The organism is Butyrivibrio sp. NC2002 (genome assembly GCF_000702265.1).
Lineage (GTDB): Bacteria > Bacillota > Clostridia > Lachnospirales > Lachnospiraceae > Butyrivibrio.
Map to the genome: position 1 here is coordinate 117,552 of NZ_JNKZ01000007.1, position 15,493 is coordinate 133,044.

11 protein-coding genes are annotated in these 15,493 nt (G+C 39.8%); all 11 read left to right on the forward strand.

What is annotated here, in order from left to right; translation table 11 throughout:
• The first annotated feature begins 13 nt into the window (after positions 1–13).
• The 11 genes from T543_RS03875 to dut all read left to right on the forward strand — a co-directional run bounded on the left by T543_RS03875 (position 14) and on the right by dut (position 15,382).
• Positions 14–1,903: a heavy metal translocating P-type ATPase gene (locus T543_RS03875; RefSeq protein ID WP_035765984.1), complete on the forward strand. Its 1,890-nt coding sequence runs from the start codon at positions 14–16 to the stop codon at positions 1,901–1,903.
• Complete coding sequence (locus T543_RS03880) at positions 1,904–3,922, forward strand: serine hydrolase domain-containing protein (RefSeq protein WP_051638521.1); 2,019 nt, start codon at positions 1,904–1,906, stop codon at positions 3,920–3,922. It begins immediately after the preceding gene.
• A complete protein-coding gene (locus T543_RS03885) occupies positions 3,923–4,747 on the forward strand; it encodes a purine-nucleoside phosphorylase (protein WP_035765985.1) in 825 nt (274 codons plus the stop codon).
• A gap of 202 nt (positions 4,748–4,949) precedes the next feature.
• Positions 4,950–6,257, forward strand: a complete 1,308-nt coding sequence (locus T543_RS03890) for an amidohydrolase family protein (protein WP_035765986.1) — start codon at positions 4,950–4,952, stop codon at positions 6,255–6,257.
• A gap of 12 nt (positions 6,258–6,269) precedes the next feature.
• Positions 6,270–7,958 (forward strand): MutS-related protein, encoded by a 1,689-nt coding sequence (locus tag T543_RS03895; protein WP_035765987.1) that lies wholly within the window; start codon positions 6,270–6,272, stop codon positions 7,956–7,958.
• Between the two features lie 42 nt (positions 7,959–8,000).
• Complete coding sequence (rnhA, locus tag T543_RS03900) at positions 8,001–8,489, forward strand: ribonuclease HI (RefSeq protein WP_035765988.1); 489 nt, start codon at positions 8,001–8,003, stop codon at positions 8,487–8,489.
• 145 nt (positions 8,490–8,634) lie between these two features.
• Entirely contained in the window at positions 8,635–9,288 is a 654-nt protein-coding gene (gene fsa / locus T543_RS03905) for a fructose-6-phosphate aldolase (RefSeq protein ID WP_035765989.1), read from the forward strand.
• A 201-nt stretch (positions 9,289–9,489) separates the two neighbouring features.
• The gene (locus tag T543_RS03910; RefSeq protein WP_197023926.1) at positions 9,490–12,567 is read left to right on the forward strand and encodes a GGDEF domain-containing protein; all 3,078 of its coding nucleotides are present in this window, start codon (positions 9,490–9,492) and stop codon (positions 12,565–12,567) included.
• Between the two features lie 19 nt (positions 12,568–12,586).
• Positions 12,587–13,552, forward strand: coding sequence for an ROK family protein (locus tag T543_RS03915; RefSeq protein ID WP_035765991.1), 966 nt, complete (start codon positions 12,587–12,589; stop codon positions 13,550–13,552).
• Positions 13,553–13,603: 51 nt separating this feature from the next.
• On the forward strand, positions 13,604–14,911 hold the full coding sequence (locus tag T543_RS03920) for an alpha-amylase family glycosyl hydrolase (protein ID WP_035765992.1): 1,308 nt from the start codon (positions 13,604–13,606) through the stop codon (positions 14,909–14,911).
• A 33-nt stretch (positions 14,912–14,944) separates the two neighbouring features.
• Positions 14,945–15,382, forward strand: coding sequence for a dUTP diphosphatase (gene dut / locus T543_RS03925; RefSeq protein ID WP_035766500.1), 438 nt, complete (start codon positions 14,945–14,947; stop codon positions 15,380–15,382).
• The last annotated feature ends 111 nt before the right edge of the window (positions 15,383–15,493 follow it).

The following is a 15,493-nucleotide window of genomic DNA, read 5'->3' on the forward strand; positions in this document are numbered from 1 at the left end:
TAAGGAAACTGATATGACTAAGAAGATGAAAAAGACCAGAAACAGAATAATTGGAGTCCTTATAGCTTTTATAGTTTTGATGATCCTTGAGCATATAGGACTTTTTGATAAGCTGCCTAAATTGCTTATTTTTATAATCTATCTGGTTCCGTATCTCGTAATAGGATATGACGTACTTAAAAAGGCATTCATAAATATTTCTCACGGACAGGTTTTTGATGAGAATTTTCTTATGATGATCGCTACTTTCGGTGCTTTTGGAATACAGGAGTACTCAGAGGCGCTTGCTGTAATGCTGTTTTACCAGATCGGAGAACTTTTCCAGAGCTATGCGGTTGGCAAGTCCAGACAATCTATTGCTGATATGATGAGTATTGCTCCCGAATATGCAAACCTCCAGGGAGAAGATGGCAATATAGAAGAAGTTGATCCTTCAGATGTGGAAATAGGTTCTGTAATAGTCATAAAACCGGGCGAAAAAGTTCCACTGGACGGAATAGTGATTGAAGGTGAATCTTTCCTTGATACGTCAGCAATAACCGGTGAATCTGTCCCCAGAAGAGCTTCTACAGGCTCGGAAATATACAGTGGCTGCATCAATAAGGACTCTGTTCTTAAGCTTAAAACCACTAAGAAATACGAAGATTCAACTGTTGCCAAAATTCTCGAACTTGTAGAAAATGCAAGCAACAGAAAATCAAGAATGGAGAACTTCATAACAAGGTTTGCAAGATACTACACACCAATAGTAACGATAGGCGCTGTACTTCTTGCTGTTGTACCTCCGATAGTTGGACTTCTTCCTCTTTCAAGTTCGATAAAAAGAGCATGTATTTTCCTTATTGTTTCATGTCCCTGCGCGCTTGTTATATCAGTCCCGCTTGGATTTTTCGGCGGAATCGGTGCAAGCTCTAAAAAAGGCATCCTCGTTAAGGGAAGTAACTTCCTTGAAGCAATCGCCGATGCGGACATACTTGTTATGGACAAGACAGGCACTCTTACAAAGGGTGAATTCAAGGTTAAGGATATCGATACTGAAGGTAAATTAACTAGTGATGAGCTGTTAAAGATTGCCGCACATATAGAAAGCTTTTCAAATCATCCAATTGCAGGATCTATCATAGAAGCCTACAAAGAAAAAACCGGCAATGCGCCTGACGAAGCACTGGTAAGTAATGTAAGGGAAGTTGCAGGTCACGGTATAATTGCTGCTTTTGAAGGAAAAGAATATCTTGCCGGAAATGAAAAACTCCTTAAGGAAAACGGAATTACAGATATTCCCGAAGGAAAATCCGGTACTGTAGTATATATAGCAGATAAAAAAGTTTTACTTGGAACGATTACGATATCTGATACAATAAAGGAAGGGGCAGCACAGGCTATAAGAGATATTAAACAAGCCGGTGTGAGAAATGTTGTAATGCTCACCGGAGACTCTAAAAAGGCCGCACAGGAAGTCTCAGGTGAACTGTCTATTGACACAGTATATTCGGATCTTTTGCCTGCAGATAAGGTAACAAAAGTTGAGGAACTTTTATCTGATACAAACAGAGGTAAGCTCGTGTTTGTAGGTGATGGAATAAACGATGCACCTGTCCTTATGAGAGCAGATGTCGGAATTGCCATGGGAAGTCTTGGCAGCGATGCGGCAATAGAAGCTGCTGACATAGTCCTTATGGATGATGATATAAGAGGCATTTCTAGCGTTATTGCCATTGCCAGAAAAACAGTCCGAATAGTCAAAGAGAACATTGCCTTTGCCCTTACAGTAAAAATACTAATACTTGTTTTGGGTGCTCTGGGGCTTGCCACGATGTGGCTTGCTGTTTTCGGAGATGTAGGCGTAGCCGTACTTGCAATTCTTAACTCCATGAGAACCCTTAGCGAGGGGAAGAGGCAGTAAATGGCAAAAACCGAAATGGAAGTAGTTCAGCTTGTTTTAAAGCTGATAGGCCATAAGACCGGTGATATATGTAAGACAACTTATTCACCTCAGAAGGTGAAATTTCCAGAGCATGCGGAGGGTGAGACACACCTTCCGCATGCTACGCCTGAAGAAATGGGCGTTGATACCTCATTTATATATGAACTTTTTTCTAATCTATATGACCAGAACAATTGCCACATGCACAAGATCATGGTGGTGAGAAAAGGTCATATTATCGGAGAGTGTGCCTATGCTCCTTTTGATATGGATACATGGCACATTACTCATTCTATGTGCAAAAGTGTAACGGGAATGGCCATTGGCTTTCTTATCTATGAAGGAAAGCTTTCACTTGATGACAAAATTTCCGACATTTTTTCAAGTGTAACATCTCCAATAAAGAGTTTAATTTCAAATGGAATGACGATAAGGAATCTGCTAACGATGACAAGCGGGTCTTCTTTTAATGAGACCGGAATGGTTGTTGGCGATGAATGGAGTAAGCTTTTCCTTGATGCGAAATTAAAAGTTTCCCCCGGCAGTACATTTGATTATAATTCCATGAATTCCTACATGCTATCAAGTGTTGTGACTAAGATCACAGGTATGAGCATGTTTGAATATCTAAAGCCAAGACTGTTTGATAAACTTGGAATTAAGAGAGTATTTTGGGAGGAGAGCCCGGAGAAGATAACTAAGGGTGGATGGGGAATGCTCCTTCGCATGGAAGATATGGCAAAGCTTGCAATACTCTATATAAATAAGGGAATGTATAACGGCGAGCAGCTCCTTCCTCCTGAATGGGTGGAAGATGCAACCAAGGCTCATGTGGAGACGGGGAAGATGAATGCTCCCGGATACGGCTATCAGCTTTGGACTAATGTATGCAGAGAAGGCGCATATACTTTCAACGGTATGCTGGGGCAGAATGCCTATGTTTTTCCTGATATAGATATGGTTGTTGTGACCAATGCCGGAAACGAGGATCTCTTTCAAAAGGGCAATCTGTCAAACACCATCTACTCACATATGAAAAACATCAAGGTTAGTGAAAATGCGCTTCCTGTCACGGACAAAGTTAAAAAAGACAGGCAGATGCTTACACGCTTTTTAAATAACGTAGAAAATACAAATGTATATGAAAATAAGATTCTATTTGGAGGCTGGAATAACAGAAGGGTTAAGGTTACAAACGGCAGATCCAAAAACTCTCATATGAGGATCCCGCTTAATAAATCGGGCAATGCCGCATGCAGTATGCAAATAAGTCCTTATATTCGCACAAAGATAATGAAGTGCCTTGATAATGTCACTTATGACTTAGATGATCAGGGAGTTGGCATAATGCCTATTCTTATCCAGATACTCCACAACAATTATACTGATGGTATTAAGAGTATCGGCTTTAGATATGATGAAAAGAAAAATCTCTTTTACCTTGTGATAAAAGAGGGGGAAGCTGAAATAGAGCTTTTGTGCGGCTTTGATAAAATAAGGCGTATCACCGATATAGATGAGCATGGTGAATCCTACAAGATCGCAACAGTATCTGAGTTTTCAACTGATGAATACGGAAGAGTTGTACTTAGAAATGAGTTGTATTTCCTTGAAGATTCATCGACAAGAGTGATGAATATATATTTTGGAAAAAGAGAACCCTTAGATCACGGCAATTCTTTTGGCTTTGAATCTATGCTTGCGCCTACAAATATCGGGGTCAGATTTGATGAGATACCCGGAAATGGCATAATATACGGCGTTGTTGATATGTATGGCGACTCCCTTGATGTTAAGGGATTAAACGGATTTGTATATAATCAGCTAAATAACTACGGCGCAATGGATGCAATCTATGTCGCTATAAGGCATACTATGAGACCAAGACTTCACGGAACGATACATTTTGATGAAAACATAAGTGATATTGGAGTGGGAATTAATCCTGATTTGGGTTATGATAATGTAGATAACGAAGCTATTACGGAGGAAGATTAAATGGCTGAAAATAAGATTTATGAAAAAGTAGAAAACTGTGTAAAGGCAATAAGAGAGGTGACTGATTTTGTTCCCAGAGTTGCCATAACTTTAGGATCAGGACTTGGAAACTATGCAAATCAGATAGATGTAAAGTGTGAAATCCCTTATTCTAAGATTCCGGGATTTCCTGTTTCAACTGTTCCGGGACATGACGGCAAATTTATATTTGGTTATGTTGGAGAAGTTCCTGTTGTTTGCATGAAGGGAAGAGTACATTACTACGAAGGATATGACATCACAGATGTTGTACTTCCTACAAGAGTTATGAAGATGCTTGGCGCAAAGATTCTATTCCTTACAAATGCATCAGGCGGAATCAATTATAACTTTGAAGCAGGCGACCTTATGCTTATGACTGACCATATTTCCATATTTGCTCCTAATCCGCTTATCGGAGCCAATATAGACGAGCTTGGAACAAGATTCCCTGATATGAGTGAAGTCTATGACAAGGATCTTAGACAGATCATCATTGATACAGCAATTGAGAATAAGATCCCGCTTAAAATGGGCGTTTATGCTCAGCTAACAGGACCTTCTTTTGAGTCTCCTGCTGAGATCAAGGCTCTTAGAACAATGGGCGTAGATGCTGTAGGAATGAGTACAGTTGTTGAGGCTATTGCTGCTAACCACATGGGAATGAAAATCTGTGCAGTATCATGCATAAGCAATCTTGCAGCAGGTATGGGAGATCCGCTTTCACATGAGGATGTTCAGAAGGCTGCTGATAAGACAGGACCTTTGTTTGAAAAACTGGTAACTGAGTGCGTCAAAAAGTTTTAACTCAGTCGGAGAAATCCCCTACCTCTAAGCGTTAGCGTAGGTGGGGGTTATGACAAACTATACTCAGTCGGGGTACAAGCTCCGACTGAGTTAAACGCTCCGCGAGGATGCGCACGGATTCGGACAGGAATTTGTCTGCTGAAGCAGACCCGAATCCGGCGCGCAAGACTCGCGAGCGAGTCTTGAATAAACCGGAGGGCATATGAGAATCAGATTTTATAACGCAAGAGTACTTACAATGAGAGATGGCGAGGACATCTTTGAAGGCGAGGTTTGGACACAGGATGACAAGATCATTTTCTGTGGCAAAAAATCACAGGTAGATGAGTATTACAAGGAAAATCCTCAGAGTAAGCTTTCATTTGACAGAGAGATTGACTGTAAGAAAAATCTTCTTATGCCGGGCTTTAAAAATGCGCATACTCATTCAGCAATGACTCTTCTTCGTTCAAGAGCTGATGATCTGCCGCTTCAGGACTGGTTAAACGAGCAGATTTTTCCTGTTGAAGCAAAGCTTACAGCAGAAGATATCTACTACCTCACACAGCTTGCAATACTTGAATATATAGAGGGCGGTATCACATCTATTTTTGATATGTACCTTACTCCCATGTCTATAGCTGATGCGTGTAGAGATGCGGGAATGAGATGCGTTCAGGTTGGAGCTGTAAATAATTTTTCTCAGTCTGTGGAGCTTGTTGAAGAGTGCTACAACACATTGAACGGCAGAGACAGCTACAACTCATATATTTTGGGATTCCATGCTGAATATACATGCTCTAAAGAGCTGCTTGAAAAAATTGCAGAGCTTGCTCATAAATATAAAGCACCTGTATTTACTCATATTTCCGAGACAGCCAAGGAAACAGCTGAATGTAAGGAAAGATACGGACTAACACCTACTCAGTTCCTTGACTCTCTTCATATGTTTGATTACGGCGGAGGCGGTTACCATCTGGTACATACTGATGAAAAGGATATGGAAATCCTTAAAAAGCGTGGTATGTATGTTGTTACAAATCCCGGCTCCAATACAAAGCTTGCAAGCGGAATTGCTCCTATTAACGAATACTTAAAGAGAGGCATTCCCGTTGCACTTGGAACAGACGGACCTGCAAGTAACAACTGCCTTAGCATGTTCAGAGAAATGTTCCTTGCAACAGGACTTGCTAAGCTTCGTGAAAATGATGCTTCATGCGTTGATGCGATGGAAGTTCTTAAGATGGCCACAGTTAACGGCGCTCATGCAATGGGACTTAATAACTGCGATATGCTCTCTGAAGGCAAGACGGCCGACATCATAATGATCGACCTCAATAAGCCTAATATGCGACCTATTAATAATATCTGCAAAAACATTGTTTACAGCGGTGATCCATCGAATGTCAAGATGACTATGATTGGCGGTATTATCCGTTATGAAGACGGCAACTACAACATAGGCATTGGAACGGATGAGCTGTATAAAAAGGTGGAGGAAATCAAAGCTCGCATTGATAAAGAGCTGTAATCTGGGGACTTAATGAACGGTATTATTTTTATAGCTATAATTGCAACAGTTCTTCTGCTTGTCTTTCTCATCGGAAAAAGTAATGAGAAGACCGAGAGAGAAAGATTTATAAAGCAGGTAAAAAATGAATTCGGAAAAGCTCCTTCCAAGAGGCTTAAAACTTCGGGGAAGGGGCTTTGGGGATACCATCTAAAGCATAGAAATGATTATTTTGTCGATGACATCACCTTTAGCGACCTCTCGCTTAGTGATGTCTTTGACAGGATCAACTATTGCGAATCTGATGCCGGAGAGGAATATCTTTATTATCTTATAAGAAATCCAAAGATAGGTTTATCTGACGAAACAGGCGAATTTGAAGAGCATGTTTCTGATTTTATTACAGATGAAGATCTTAGACTTAAGTATAAGCAGATTTTTCATTCGATCGGCAAAAACTTCAAATATTCAATATACGAGTATCTGGACTTTCTTGATAAATATGACAGAGAGTCTAATTTTGTGCACTTTCTTTTACTTGCACTTATGGCAGTATCCCTTATCATAATGTGCGCATGGAATTTTACTTTTGGATTTTTGCTGCTTCTTTGCACATTTGCTTATAATATTGTTTCGTATTTTAGGATAAAAGCACAGATAGACCCTTATATTTCTACTTTTGCCTACGTTTGCAGACTTTTAAGAATGGCGAAAAAAGTATCAGACGAAGGGGATGAAAGATTTAAAAAAGAAAATGATGAGCTTCTTATCAGCTGTAAAAATATGGAGGGCTTTATAAAGGGCTCATGGGTTCTGATGTCACCCTCCAAGATGAATGGCAGTGGTAATCCTATAGATGTCCTTATGGATTATGTTCGCATGCTTACACATGTAGACATAATCAAATTCAATAAAATGTTTGACAGCCTGAAAAAAGAAATTGCAAGTGTCGACAAGATGATAAGCATTATGGGACGAATTGATGCAGAGCTTTCAGTTTCATATTTTAGAGCATCACTACAAAACGGATACAGCATTCCTGATCTTACCGAAAACGGAAGCAGGAAATTTGCGATGGAGGATGGTTATCATCCGCTTATTGATGTGCCCGTAAAAAATACGATTTTATCAGATAGGGGCATTCTTATTACAGGTTCTAATGCTTCCGGCAAGTCGACATTTTTAAAAACCTGCGCTATAAATGCAATCCTGTCTCAGAGTATAAATACGGCACTTGCTTCAAAATATGCGGCTCCTTTTTATAGGGTTTACTCATCTATGGCTCTTCGAGATGACCTAAGGGGCGGAGACAGCTATTATATGGTCGAGATTAAATCTCTTAAGAGAATACTCGATGCAAAAGACGGCAAGGCTCCTGTACTTTGCTTTATCGATGAAGTCTTAAGAGGAACCAATACCGTTGAGAGAATATCAGCATCTGCCAAGATACTTGAGTATTTTGCAGAATCTGATGTTTACTGCATTGCAGCAACTCATGATGTTGAACTCTCACAATTATTAAAGGAATGCTTTGATATCTATCATTTCGAGGGCATTATGAAGGGTGATGATGTGGAATTTGATTATCTCTTAAAGGAAGGCCCTGCGACTACAAGAAATGCCATAAATCTGCTTAAGGTTATAGGATATGATGAAAAAATAGTAACCGATGCTGAAAATATGGCAAAAAGATTTGAAGAATCAGGAATTTGGTCTTTATAAACAGGCATAGTACATGCTAAATTATTCTTTGTTGAGGTAATTATGGAAGTAACAATTTTTTCAGACGGATCTGCAAGGGGCAACCCGGACGGACCCGGAGGTTTCGGAACAATAATAAGGTATGTTGACCCAAAAGGAGTGACACACGAAAAAGAGATAAGCTGCGGCTATGATAAAACAACCAATAACAGAATGGAACTGATGGGGGTTATATCAGGTCTTGAAGCATTGAACAGACCATGCAGGGTGAATGTGGTATCGGATTCAAAATATGTTATCAGCGCCTTCAATGAAAACTGGGTAAGTAACTGGATAAAGAAGGGCTGGAAAAAATCTGATGGTAAGGCTGTTAAAAATGTTGAGCTTTGGAAAAGACTTATCGAAGCAGCCAAAAAACACGATATTATCTGGACATGGGTTAAGGGACATGATGGTCACCCCGAGAACGAGAGATGTGATGAGCTTGCTACAACAGCGGCTGATGGTTTGCCGGATACACTTCTTCATGATGATGGCGGAGACTTAAAATGATTTTTGCGAAAAAATCAGCAACATTTTTATAGAAATTGGCAAACTTTTGGGTGTATTATGTACCGGAAGTGTGATATTATTTTAATTGCATTAAAAATAATATAGATTCCACTAAACTAATTTTTAATTTGGAGAGGAGACAATTATGAAATTCTTTTTGGATACTGCAAATGTAGAAGACATTAAGAAAGCAAATGATATGGGTGTTATCTGTGGTGTTACAACAAACCCTTCACTCATCGCAAAGGAAGGAAGAGATTTCAAGCAGGTTGTTGCTGAGATCGCATCTATCGTTGATGGTCCTATAAGTGGTGAGGTTAAGGCTACTACAGTTGACGCTGAGGGTATGATCGCTGAGGGACGTGAGATTGCCAAGATCCATCCTAACATGGTTGTTAAGATCCCTATGACAGAAGAGGGACTTAAGGCTTGCCACACACTTGCAAAAGAAGGCATCAAGATCAACATGACTCTTATTTTCACAGCTAACCAGGCACTTCTTGCAGCTAGAGCAGGTGCAGCATTTGTTAGTCCTTTCCTTGGAAGACTTGATGATATCAGCACAAGAGGAACAGACCTTATCTCAGAAGTTGCACAGATCTTCGACATACACGGCATTGATACAGAGATCATTGCTGCTTCAGTTCGTCATCCTATGCATGTTACAGATTGCGCACTTGCAGGTGCACACATCGCTACTGTTCCTTATAAAGTAATTGAACAGATGGTTAATCACCCTCTTACAACTGCAGGTATCGAGAAGTTCCAGAAGGACTACAAGGCAGTATTTGGTGAGTAATTCCATTAAATAAAAATTGTCTAAAAAATATATTACTTTTCTAACTATGTATGGTTTTCAGAACATGCTTTTGATAAGATTTAATTAGTGAATCTATTGCAATTTACTATTAATCCTATGAGCGGGTCATGAATACATATGAATATTAATGATAAGGGCTTACAATTCGAAGGTTTTTTATCAAAAGAAGAGTTTATTGAAATGCAGCAGAAGAAGTTGGAGAGCGGCAAGCTTTCTGATTCTTTTTGCTGCATTTATTTTTATATCAAAAACTTCAGATCATTTTATATGGTTCATGGTTTTGAAAACGGCTTGAAAGTGCTTGTAAGTACTGCTGAAATAATTAGAAAAGTTTTTGATAAGGAAGATACGGGTCACCTTGGGGATAACAGATATGCAGTGATCTATGCAGGCAGGAATGCGGAAGAACAGATAAAGAAAGTAAGAAAAAGCTTTGATGATAAATGGAAGTATTCCGGCATGAAGATCATCGCAGGCGTAAGCTTTAAAGGCGACTCCGGGGAAGATACTATCACCAGCCTTATTGAGAATGCCAGAATTGCGAGCTTCATGGGCGAAGATGATGAGGACGGTTATTTTGAGCTAGGGTCCGGCAGGCTTGTTAAAGATGCGATCATTTCAAATTATGTAATAGATAATTTGGAGAACGCTATTAAGAACGATTATATAGATGTCTATTATCAGCCGATCGTTCATTCTCTTTCACAGAAAACATGCGGATTTGAGGCTCTTGCGAGATGGAATGATCCAAAGTACGGAAAGATAATGCCATCTAATATTATCAGTTCGCTAGAAAGAGCCGGCAAAATCCATATTCTCGATTCACACATTATAGAGCTTGTATGTAAAGATTTATGCGGTCTTCCAAAGGGAATGGATCCTGTTCCGATATCCATTAATTTCAGGAGAATGGATTTTGTTCTTGCTGATATGCTTGATGTTGTAATTAGGAATACTGATAAATACGGCATTGACAGGGAACTTATCCAAATAGAAATAAGCGAATCCGAGATAAAAATTGATAAAGATGTAATTAAGCGTCAGCTCTTAAGATTCCACGAGGAAGGCTTTAAGATTGCTTTTGATGATTTTGGAAGCGAATATTCATCACTTCATATTTTAAATGAACTGCCTTTTGATGCGATCAAGATAAACAGCAGCTTCTTATCAGGACTTACAAATGGCGATAAATCCAGAGTCATGATGAAAAACGTCATAAATATGGCTAAGGAATTGCATCTTGGAACCATGATGGGATCTGTTGAAAATGAGGAAATACTTGACTATCTCATCCAGATAGGATGTGAAAAGACCCAGGGACATCTCTATAGTGAGGCTTTGCCATGTGAAGAGCTGCATAAAGTTGATTATTATCCTGAAAACAAAGAAGAAAGACAATACTTTGACGATATCAGCAGGATCAATATTTTGTCTCAGACACCACTCGAAATAGAAGAAGCTTTTGAGACAGATAGGGTTAGTGTGATCCACACTCTGCCAATCAGCATTTTTGAATTAGAAGATGGCAGGATCAGAGTGTTTATGACAACAAAAAGCTTTGATGAGATCATTTCTCCTATGTATGTGGATGGCAAAACCAGTGTGGAAGCAGTATTTAACGATAATAAGGCTGTTTTTTCAAGGCACCTTAGAAAACTTTCTGAGCAGTGCGCCCAAAGCAGTGAGATCCACACAATGGAATTCGTAACAAGTGCCGGATTCCACAGGATCATGCTTAAAAAGGTTTCGAGCTACAAGAATAAAACAGCGATAATTTCGCTCATTGAATCCTATAAGGAAAATGATCCCGGAAAGAAGGCTGTTAAGCTAAATTCAACGCTCAGATTCCTTTACATGATGTATAACCGTGTGGACATTGTAATGACTGAAAAAAATACCTTTGAAACGGTATTTGAGAACCTCTCGAATTATGCTGTAAAGCTAAAAGGAAATACTTATACTGAAGCAATTTTAAAGTTCTCTGAAGAAGCAATTTATAATGAGGACAGGGAAAAGTTCCTTAACTTTTATGATGTTACAACGCTCGATGAGAGGTTATCTGAGTTTAATGCTGACCATCTGACAGACTACTTTAGAACAAAAGATGTAAACGGTGAATATGACTGGCTGATGTACCTTATCATTCCCGTTATTTCAGAAGGCCATAATATGTTTATCATGTGTTCCAGAGGTATAGACTCAGAGCGCATGAGAAAGCTTCCGGAAATAAGCCAGAGCGGATCTGTTTATTATGATATGCCAAGTGATCCGACATTTCTGCTACTTGCAAGTGATGCCTTCACTGACACGCTTGGTTATGGAAGCTTTGAACAGTTTATCCGTAATTCATTTTATCTTGAGGCCAATTTGTCTGAGAATAAGACAGTCTATATGCATCTTGGACAGAGCGGACTTATAAGCGACTTTGGTGAAACAGGTTATATAGAGCTTCCTTTTAATGAAGTGACAAAGAGCATGGTATTTTCGCAGGTTGTCGAAGAAGACCGGGATAAAATGTACGAGTTCTATGATAGAGACAGGCTGATAGAGGGCTATAAAAAGGGTAAAATATCAGGAAATATCGTATTCCTTGAAAGAGTCGGTGCCAATGATACGGGAAGGTATCAAAATGCCTGCTACCAGATTAGAAGATCAAGGGAAGATGACAGCCTCAGGATCTACATTCTGACCTATGATGTAGATGAGTTTAAGAGAACGAATGAAAAGATAAAGAATCTTGCTGAGAGGGATACTCTTACAGGTCTTTATAACAGAACAACTATCGGAAACATATTCCTTGATGAAATAGGCGATTTAGAAACAAGGTCACTTGCTGTTGTGATACTTGACCTTGACTATTTCAAGCAGGTAAATGATACGTATGGGCATGACTGCGGTGATAAGGTTCTTAGAAATGCTGCGGACAATATGCGAGGGATGATGGGAGAAGACAGTATCCCTGCAAGAATAGGCGGCGACGAGTTTTTAGTTGTCATAAGAAATAAGACGCAGGAAGAAGTAAGCGATATTCTCTCTAAGTTTACGAAGTACAAAAAGAAAATAGATTACAAAGGCAGTGAGGTATCCTATACAATGTCGGTAGGATTTGCAATGTATCCGCAGCACGGAAGTAATTACAACGAACTATATCAGAATGCGGACCTCGCTCTTTATAAGGTAAAGATGAACGGACGAAATGGCTTCGGCGTTTACAATGAGAGTTTAAAGAGTGATAAAATAAGAAAGAAAGAGGATTAACATAAGGAGGGTTTAGATAATGTCTGAAAAGTATAATGTCTGTCTTGATATTGGCGGAACCAAAATCCTTGGTGCTATCTTTAATGAAAAGAAGGAAATAGTATATCGTCTCAAGAAAAAGACAAAGGAGCTTGGGGATGATACAAGTAACGTTGAAAAAGTGATAATCAGCGTTGTTGAAGATATGATAAATGAGTCCGGCATTAAAAAGAAGGACATAAAGGCTATAGGTGCGGGAGCGCCCGGAGTCATCGATCAGGATGCCGGTGTGATCTTGTTTTCACCCAATCTTCCCTGGGAAAATTATGATATCAGATCCTCAATCGAGAAAAAGTTCGACATTCCTTTTTACATCGGAAACGATGTAAATGTGGGTGTTCTTGGTGAATATAAATACGGAGTTGCAAAGGGCTATAAAAACGTAGTTGGCTTCTTTGTAGGAACGGGAATGGGCGGAGGTCTTATTCTGGATGGCAAGCTCTTTACCGGAAATAAGCACAAGGCTGCTGAATACGGGCACATGGTACTTGATCCTGAAGGACCTTTGTGCGGATGCGGACAAAGAGGCTGCCTTGAAGCCTTTTCAAGTAAAAAAGGAATGAGCGCATATATACTGCAGCAGACACAAAGAGGTCGCAAAAATATGCTCTCAGATACAATTGAAAATGGCGTATTTAAGAGTAAAAATCTTAAAAAGGCTATGGCTGCAGGCGACCCTGTTACCATGGAAGCCGTTGACAGAGCATGCCATTATCTTGCGATAGCATCGGGAAATATGATAAATACCATAAGCCCTGATATTATCGTTTACGGAGGCGGCGTAATGGAGGCTGTCGGAGATGAGTTCATGGAGAAAATCCTTGCTGAAGTTGACAGATATTGCATGCCTTCAATAAGAAATACAGTTAAACTTAAGAAAGCTGCGCTTGGAGATGATTCCAACATCTACGGAGCGCTTGCTATGATAGAGGACGCAAAGAAATAGCCTCTTGGATACATTCCGGAAGATGACATAATGAAATGGGGGGAGAATATTATGTGGGCTTATGAGACAGGTTTCTATCAGATTTATCCGCTAGGATTTTGCGGTGCACCTTTTGAGAATGACGGAAAACTCGAGCACCGGATACTTAAAGTGATAGATTGGATTCCTCACCTTAAAAAGCTTGGTGTGGGAGCTGTTTTGTTTAATCCGCTTTTTGAATCGGATACACATGGCTACAATACAAGAGATTTTAGGAAAGTTGACGTAAGACTTGGTACAAATGCAGATTTTAAGAAGGTTTGTAAGGCACTTCACAAGGAAGGGATAAAGATCGTTCTTGACGGTGTGTTCAACCATGTGGGACGAGGATTTTTCGGATTTACAGATGTTCTTGAAAAGAGATGGGACAGCAGATATAAGGACTGGTTCCACATTAACTTTGACGGAAATGACGGCTATAACGACGGACTTTGGTATGAAGGCTGGGAAGGTAACTACGACCTTGTAAAGCTTAATCTCTGGAATGAGGAAGTTGTAAATTACCTTATAGATTCAGCTCTTAGCTGGATTGATGACTATGATATTGACGGGCTAAGACTGGACGTTGCATATTGCCTTGAGCAGAACTTCATTAGAAGGCTCAGGGGCGCTGTGCTCTCAAAAAAGGAAGACTTTTTCCTTGTCGGAGAGATGATCGGCGGAGACTACAGAAAGGTTATGGGACCCGATCTATGTCATAGCGCAACTAATTATGAATGCTATAAGGGACTTTTCTCAAGCTTTAATTCCCTTAATATGTTTGAAATAGTGCATTCTCTTCTTAGGCAGTTTGGACCTGAGAACTGGTGCCTCTACAGAGGAGAGCATTTGCTTTCATTTGTCGATAATCATGATGTATCAAGGATTGCGAGTAATTTAAATAATAAAAGACATCTGCCGCTTATCTATGCTATGATGTTTGGGATGCCCGGAATACCTACTGTTTATTACGGCTCCGAGTGGGGAGCTGAGGGTAATAAATCAGATGGTGACCCTGCGCTCAGACCTTGTTTTGATGAGCCCATCTGGAATGAATTAACAGATATTATTGCAAGTCTGTATGAAGCAAAAAACACCAGCAAAGCACTCTGGTACGGCGATTTCAAGCAGCTTGTTCTTCAGAATAAATTCTGCGTTATCGAGAGAGAATTTGAAGATGACAGGATAATGGTAGCTGTAAATGCAGATGATAATCCCGTAACTGCGCATTTTGATGCAAGAGCAGGCAGGGCAAAAGACCTAATTAGCGGTGAAACCATAGACTTTGGGGGAGGACTTGATATTCCTCCTTGCACCTGCTATATGCTAAGGCCGTTTTAAATTTTTATAAGTATGAAAAAAGAGGAGTATATGATGAAAGTTAAGATTAAAAAGCTGACAGATACAGCAATCATGCCCACAAGGGGAAGTCTTGCAGCTGCAGGATATGACCTGTATGCTGATCTTAAGGAGGATATAAAGATCGCTCCGTTTTCAACAGTGAAAATTGGAACAGGACTTGCGATGGAGATTCCCGATGATTATTTTGGAGGAATCTATGCAAGAAGCGGAATTGCAACCAAAGAAGGCTTAAGACCTGCTAACTGTGTTGGGGTTGTTGATTCTGATTACAGAGGAGAGATCATAGTAGCTCTCCACAATGATTCAGAGGTTGAGAGAGTTGTTACAGCTGGTGAGAGGATTGCCCAGATAATAATCCAGCCATATCTGTCTGTAACTTTTGAAGAAGCTGATTCTCTTGCAGAAAGCGAAAGAGGAGCAGGAGGATTTGGATCAACAGGCAAGGGCTGACAGGACACAAAATTTTCACATTTATTTGATTAATGTTTCACATTCTTTAATATAAACAGGAGTAAACTAGTAGCTGTGCGCATGGGGAAAATAATGCGTACAGCTTTTTGT

Excerpts from the sequence above, each read along its gene's own strand:
- T543_RS03875 (WP_035765984.1), top strand. The coding sequence starts at position 14 with ATGACTAAGAAGATGAAAAAGACCAGAAACAGAATAATTGGAGTCCTT.
- T543_RS03880 (WP_051638521.1), top strand. The coding sequence starts at position 1,904 with ATGGCAAAAACCGAAATGGAAGTAGTTCAGCTTGTTTTAAAGCTGATA.
- T543_RS03885 (WP_035765985.1), top strand. The coding sequence starts at position 3,923 with ATGGCTGAAAATAAGATTTATGAAAAAGTAGAAAACTGTGTAAAGGCA.
- T543_RS03890 (WP_035765986.1), top strand. The coding sequence starts at position 4,950 with ATGAGAATCAGATTTTATAACGCAAGAGTACTTACAATGAGAGATGGC.
- T543_RS03895 (WP_035765987.1), top strand. The coding sequence starts at position 6,270 with ATGAACGGTATTATTTTTATAGCTATAATTGCAACAGTTCTTCTGCTT.
- rnhA (WP_035765988.1), top strand. The coding sequence starts at position 8,001 with ATGGAAGTAACAATTTTTTCAGACGGATCTGCAAGGGGCAACCCGGAC.
- fsa (WP_035765989.1), top strand. The coding sequence starts at position 8,635 with ATGAAATTCTTTTTGGATACTGCAAATGTAGAAGACATTAAGAAAGCA.
- T543_RS03910 (WP_197023926.1), top strand. The coding sequence starts at position 9,490 with ATGCAGCAGAAGAAGTTGGAGAGCGGCAAGCTTTCTGATTCTTTTTGC.
- T543_RS03915 (WP_035765991.1), top strand. The coding sequence starts at position 12,587 with ATGTCTGAAAAGTATAATGTCTGTCTTGATATTGGCGGAACCAAAATC.
- T543_RS03920 (WP_035765992.1), top strand. The coding sequence starts at position 13,604 with ATGTGGGCTTATGAGACAGGTTTCTATCAGATTTATCCGCTAGGATTT.
- dut (WP_035766500.1), top strand. The coding sequence starts at position 14,945 with ATGAAAGTTAAGATTAAAAAGCTGACAGATACAGCAATCATGCCCACA.